A 5,842-nucleotide genomic window follows, 5' to 3' on the forward strand; every position below is an offset into this window, starting at 1 on the left:
AGCATTCGGTATCTCTTCCCCCGCTTTGATAAACGCCCGAATCGCCGTGGGAGCCGTATAGAAAATATTCACGCCGTACTTCTCGATCACATCCCAGAAGCAGCCCGGATTAGAGGGACGCGGCGCACCTTCATACATCAGCGTGGTTGCCCCGTTCGACAATGGACCATAAACGATATAGCTGTGTCCGGTGATCCAGCCCACATCTGCCGTACACCAGTAAACATCCGTATCGCGCAGATCAAAGATCCACTTGGTGGTTATGTGGGTGTAGAGGTTGTAGCCGCCCGTGGTGTGAACCACGCCCTTCGGTTTGCCCGTACTGCCCGACGTATAGAGAATAAACAGCATATCCTCGCTGTCCATCGGCTCTGCGGGACAGTCTGCCGAAGCATTCGGACGCAGGTCATGCCACCAGTGATCGCGTCCGGGTTCCATTTGAATCGATTGCGCCGTTCGCTGCACCACCAGCACGTTTTCCACGCTTGGAGCCGCCCCATTTGCCAGTGCTTTATCCACCTGTTCTTTGAGGGGCACGATCGCATCTTTCCGCCACCCTCCGTCTGCGGTGATCACCAGCTTTGCTTTGCCGTCGTTGAGCCGATCGCGCAGGGCATCCGCACTAAATCCGCCAAACACCACTGTATGCGGCGCACCAATTCGGGCACAGGCAAGCATCGCGATCGCTGCTTCGGGAATCATCGGCATATAAATGCCCACTACATCGCCCTTTTTCACGCCCAACTGCTTCAGCACATTGGCAAATTGACAGACCTCCCGATGAAGCTGGGCATAAGTGAGCGTGCGCGAATCGCCCGGTTCGCCTTCCCAGATCAGCGCAGCTTTGTTGCGTCGCTCGGTGGTCAGGTGGCGATCGAGGCAGTTGTAGGAGATATTAATTTTGCCATTCACAAACCACTTGGCAAACGGTGGCTGCCAGTCCAGCACTTTGTCCCACTTTTGAAACCAGTGCAGCTCCTGTTCTGCCAGTTCTGCCCAAAACGCTTCTGGGTCAGCTTTGGCGCGATCATAGAGCTGCTGGTATTCCTCCAAGCTCTTGATCTGGGCCTGCTGGGCAAATGCGGCAGTCGCGGGGAATAAACGATTTTCTTGCAGAATGGATTCGATCGTGGATTCACTCATAGCGCATCTAAAATAAACGCAATAAAATGCCGAAGCTGGGACAGTTAGAGTCTTGCCCGCAGTGCCCCGATCTAAAAACATACTGGGCTGGTGTCCCTTTTGAGTCAATTAATTAGGGATTCTTCAAGTTCTGAACGCAGCAGAGAATTAGGTTTTGCGTTTGGCAGATTGTAAAGTTGCATTGGCTAAACTAATCGGCATTAGTCATGTCTAACGCTCATCCTCAACCTAAAGTGAGGAGACATTAACCGGTGCGAGCAGCCCGGCAGAGCCTATTTGAAAAGTCGCAATCGAGATCTGAATAGCACTCGATTCAAATCTCCCTCCTTTGCTACAGGTTGAGATCTCTTAGATCTATCGCGAGAAGATTGAGTCTGATTTTGGTAAGACGATATACTTCACAGCATTCTTTCAAATGCAAAGACAGTTTATGGAACTTGCTCAACCGATTCAGCCAATGCGGGCAGTCATTCGCTGTAAGGCAAAGCAACTGCTGATTGCTGACTCAGAACTGCGGGAAACGATTTCCTGTTTTGATGCAGCATTGTTTCAAGAGTTAGTCATCACGCTGTTCCGAGCAGAAAGTTACCAGAAGCTAGCGAATTCCTGTCGATCAAAGCAAACCGCAGCCGCGATCGAAGACCGTCTCGCAATGGGTTTAGCGATCGCTTACAAACGGATTAAGCAACAGCAGCGCGATCCGCTCGTACAGCAGCTCAATCAGCTTTTAAAAACTGCCGGATAGTTAATTCTTGCCAGGAAACTGCTTTGCATCAACCTCTTGCTATCGAGTGATTGCCCTAAAGCTAAACCAGAGCTAGATTAGAAGTACGCTGGTTTATTGTTACTGTTTTCCATCATTAAGTCTGTGCAAAATCGTTTCGATCGCTCATCGTCTGCGTCTGAGACTTCCTTTGATCAGGGCTTGCAAAAGCTGATTCGACGGCTGTCGCACAATCTTGAGCGCGATGATTTAGTCCAAAAAACAGCCAACGAATTGCGCGAACAGCTTCAAGTCGATCGCGTTGCCCTTTATTACTTCTATCGAGAATGGGAAGGGCGCGTCACCTTTGAAGCTCTAAGCGACACAAAATATTCCATCTACGGCGAAACCGGACCCGACGAGTGCTTTAACGGCGAATATGCAGAGCAATATCTAAAAGGCAGAGTTCGAGCCATATCTGATATTGACACTGAACCGATCGCCGAGTGCCATCGGAGTTTCCTGAAAGGAATGCAGGTACGAGCGAATCTCGTCGTGCCGATTCTGGTTCCGCTGCAAGATGAATCAAATCAGCAGGTGCGTCTGTGGGGATTACTGGTTGCTCATCACTGCCAGAGTCCGAAAGACTGGCGAGAAATCGACGTGCAGACTATGCAGCAGGGTGCAAAAACGCTATCAACGTCTTCTGTGATCGTGAATATCGATCGCCGCAAAACAGCTCTGCTTGAGGATTAGCCTGGAACACAGCATACTTTTCTCACTGCAAAACCTTAGCGCCGATGTTTGAAGATGACCGAAATTGAATCGGTTTTTGCTGTGGTAGTTTATATCACTCGTTCAAATCGCTCTGCGACTCTTGACGAGTACCCAAGGGGAAGCAAGCAGTCCATGAGCCCCCATAACTGCCTGCCCCGGTCTTGGGTAGGGTAGTCACTCACCCTGCTATCAGCCTAATAGGCATCTCCTGAAATTGGTCAAAGTTGCCATAAAGAGATAGCAAGAAAATCATGAATCTCTAGCAGATAGCTGTGTTGCCCTACCCCTTTTTCTAATTCAGGCTCTTCTTGTGGGTTGAGCGATCGCTTTTGCAAGGTTCTTCTTCAGAACGATCGCTCAAAATCAAATTTTTCAGCTTGGCGAAAGTATCCTTGAAACAAAAATATCTTTGAAGCAAAAAATACAGTCAGACTTCAACTACGAACCTGAACAGGCATCACCAGGTAGGTCATCTTCACGCCGCCCACTGGGGTCAGAATGGAGGGGCTAGTTGCCGTATTAAACTGCATCTGTATCTCTGTGGTATTCAATGCCTTCAGCCCTTCCAGCAGGTATTTCACGTTAAAGGCAATCTCTAGATCGTCACCAGAAATTTGAGCGGCGATCGCCTCCCGCCCACTACCTACATCCTGCGCGTCTACCGAGAGGACAAGCTCCTGCACAACGCTGTTGAGGCTGAGTTTGACAATGCTATTTTTCTGGTCTGCCAGGACTGCAATTCGTTCCAGCGCGCTAATGACCTGGCGGCGATCGAGTGTCATCTGGCGGGAAAACTGGCGAGGAATAAGCTGGCGATAGTTGGGATACTGCCCTTCGAGCAGGCGACTGGTGAGGCGTTGATTGCCTTCCCAGACGAAGATAAGCTGTCCCTGGTCAAACCGTACCGTAATCGCTGTTCCAGTTCCATTAGTTTGCAGCATCCGCTCCAGCTCCCGCAGTGCCTTGCCGGGCACGGTGACGCCAAACTCCGCCTCGTTTTGATTATCCTCACTCACGGTCTGCACCACGGAGAGGCGATGTCCATCAGTGGCGGCAAATTCTAATCCGTCGGCTTCTGCGGTAATGTGAACGCCCGTGAGCACCTGCTTCGACTCGTCAGAACTGGTCGCAAAGAGCGAACCGCGCAGCCCTTCAATCAGTGCCTCAACAGGAAGCTGGGCAATGTTTCCATCCTCGATCGCAGGCAGTTCTGGATAATCTTCTGCCCCCATACCCCGCACCTGATAGCGTCCCGATGAACAGGTGAGCGTCACCAAAGCTTCATTGCCCTCGTCAGACAGGGTAATTTCGCCTTCGGGCAGCCGAGAAACGATGTCTGACAGTAGCTTTGCCGGAAGCGTTAGCGTTCCTGCCTCCTGAACCTGTGCTGCAAAACTGGTTTGAACGCCCAGGCTCAGATCAAAGCCTGTTAGACTGACCTGCTGGGTTTCGTCATTCGCGGTCAACAGGACATTTGCCAAAACCGGATGACTCGGACGGGAAGGAACCGCGCGACCGACCAGGGAGAGATGCGTATTCAGTTCGCTTTGGGTGCAGATGAGTTTCATGGACGGAAGTGAACGTAAACGGGGGAGGAAATCGCAGACAGGCGGAACACGGTTTGACTTCGGGTTGCTATGCCAAAGAACCCATGCTGGCAGAAATATAGCGTGGATCTGAGAAAGTGAGTAAAGGATTTCTCAGGGTTTGCCTACACGCTTCCAATCTGGATGCAGATCGTAACACCCTTGTCGATTCGCATTCAATCAAGCCTTTTTGCTCGATCGCTCGATCGTTTGATCTGATTATTCTTAAATAGTTTTAAAGAGATCTAGCAGTAATAGAGCCTGTGGAAAATAGGGAAAAAGTTGCGAAATGCTTAGATGAGTTGAGGTTCAAGTGATCGTTCCTGTGGAAAACCTGTGGGAAAACTGCTGCTTTTATCACATAGGTAATTATACTCACTTTCGCTATCCCCTTTAAAGAATAGCTTTTCCACTACTTTTCAACAAGTTTTCCACAGGAAAGACGCAAGTTTTCCACAGGCTAAATTTGCTTCACATTTCTTAACTTTTTGCAGTAAAGTTTGTTTTTAGTAATGGTAGTTTTTACCAAAACTTTTAAAATGGAAGTGTGACAGTTGCTCGCTCAGGTTAAACGATAGCGATCGTTTGTTCGCTATCGCTGCAATTGCAACGTTCCCCTGCTGCCAAGACGATCAATTGCCCATTGTGCTTGTTTCTATCAAACGCTCTATCAAACCTATCGAGTAATCTCAGCGAAAGTGTCAGAGTTAAGTACTCAAATCACAGTTTTTTGTGTCACTTTCTATTGTTGCAAGCTTTTTCTTTCCTATCTTTAATCAGATAGCTTGAAATAGACGCTGTAATTCGCGCTCTCGTTCAATTACCTATCCCTGTCAGAAACATCCCTGCATAAGTTTCCCGGTCTTAGCTCTACCCCAGGGAATCAAGCTTGTCGGTAGTTCTCGTGTACCCACAAGCTTCAGAGAAAGAAAAAGCCCCTCCTGAAAGGAATAGGGCAAAAATTATGACCATTTAGTTATTTCTACAATAGTAGGCAGTGATGAAATTGCGATGAAATCCTTGCTTAGTGTAGCGATCGGACTTTGACTACCTGTAGCCCTCTTCCATCATTTAGGTAGGGAGTAATTAGACTGGAAGAGTGTGTCTACTGGGGTATACCGATCGTCTCTAGGGTGAAAGTGGCAGCAACTTCATCAGATATATCCTGGGCATTCCCCTTTTCTAGGACTTTGAGACTGAATCGTTTGCCCTACTTGAGGGGCCACCACGATACTTTATCTCTGGTTGCGCTGTAGGTTTCCTTTAAACCTTCTGCATCAATCACGCGCAAAATATCATTTGAGGTATCGCTATCTTTTGTGGGTTCAACCAGTCCGACTTTGTGCATTCCTTTAATCACTTGCTCGACGGTGCGATGATTTAACTGACAAGCACGGGCAATAATGTCGATCGGTAAATCAAAGGTATAAATGCCTTCTCCGTTTGGTTGATTGCCCAGCGATCGTTCCTGATACACGAGTGCTCGCAGCAGTGATGCTACAGCTTGAGGTGGGTAGGTGCTGCAATTGAGCAGGTGATATTGAAACTTTTCGCGCAGCTCGAACAGCTTATCGTAGCGACTGCGGAAGGTTTCATTTGTTTCGTAAATCTGTTGTAAAACGGTGAGCGGAAT

The 5,842-nt window shown here is 48.7% G+C and carries 5 protein-coding genes; 2 read left to right on the forward strand and 3 right to left on the reverse strand.

Annotated features, from left to right (window positions below; all coding sequences use genetic code 11):
* On the reverse strand, window positions 1–1,143 hold a 1,143-nt coding region (locus H6F80_RS14480), incomplete at its 3' end, for an AMP-binding protein (protein ID WP_190792239.1).
* A 430-nt stretch (window positions 1,144–1,573) separates the two neighbouring features.
* On the opposite strand from H6F80_RS14480, the gene H6F80_RS14485 reads away from it, so the two are divergent.
* Both H6F80_RS14485 and H6F80_RS14490 read left to right on the forward strand, forming a co-directional pair.
* A complete protein-coding gene (locus tag H6F80_RS14485) occupies window positions 1,574–1,888 on the forward strand; it encodes a hypothetical protein (RefSeq protein WP_190792240.1) in 315 nt (104 codons plus the stop codon).
* A gap of 123 nt (window positions 1,889–2,011) precedes the next feature.
* Window positions 2,012–2,602, forward strand: coding sequence for a GAF domain-containing protein (locus H6F80_RS14490; RefSeq protein WP_190792241.1), 591 nt, complete (start codon window positions 2,012–2,014; stop codon window positions 2,600–2,602).
* Between the two features lie 455 nt (window positions 2,603–3,057).
* On the opposite strand, the gene dnaN is transcribed toward H6F80_RS14490, so the two are convergent.
* Together dnaN and H6F80_RS14500 are read right to left on the reverse strand one after the other, a co-directional pair.
* Window positions 3,058–4,191, reverse strand: a complete 1,134-nt coding sequence (dnaN, locus tag H6F80_RS14495) for a DNA polymerase III subunit beta (RefSeq protein WP_190792242.1) — start codon at window positions 4,189–4,191, stop codon at window positions 3,058–3,060.
* Window positions 4,192–5,419: 1,228 nt separating this feature from the next.
* Window positions 5,420–5,842: cyclic nucleotide-binding domain-containing protein (locus H6F80_RS14500; RefSeq protein ID WP_518523584.1), on the reverse strand; the 423-nt coding region annotated here is incomplete at its 5' end.

The sequence above is a fragment of the Leptolyngbya sp. FACHB-711 genome (assembly GCF_014695615.1).
Classification (GTDB): domain Bacteria; phylum Cyanobacteriota; class Cyanobacteriia; order Elainellales; family Elainellaceae; genus Leptolyngbya_A.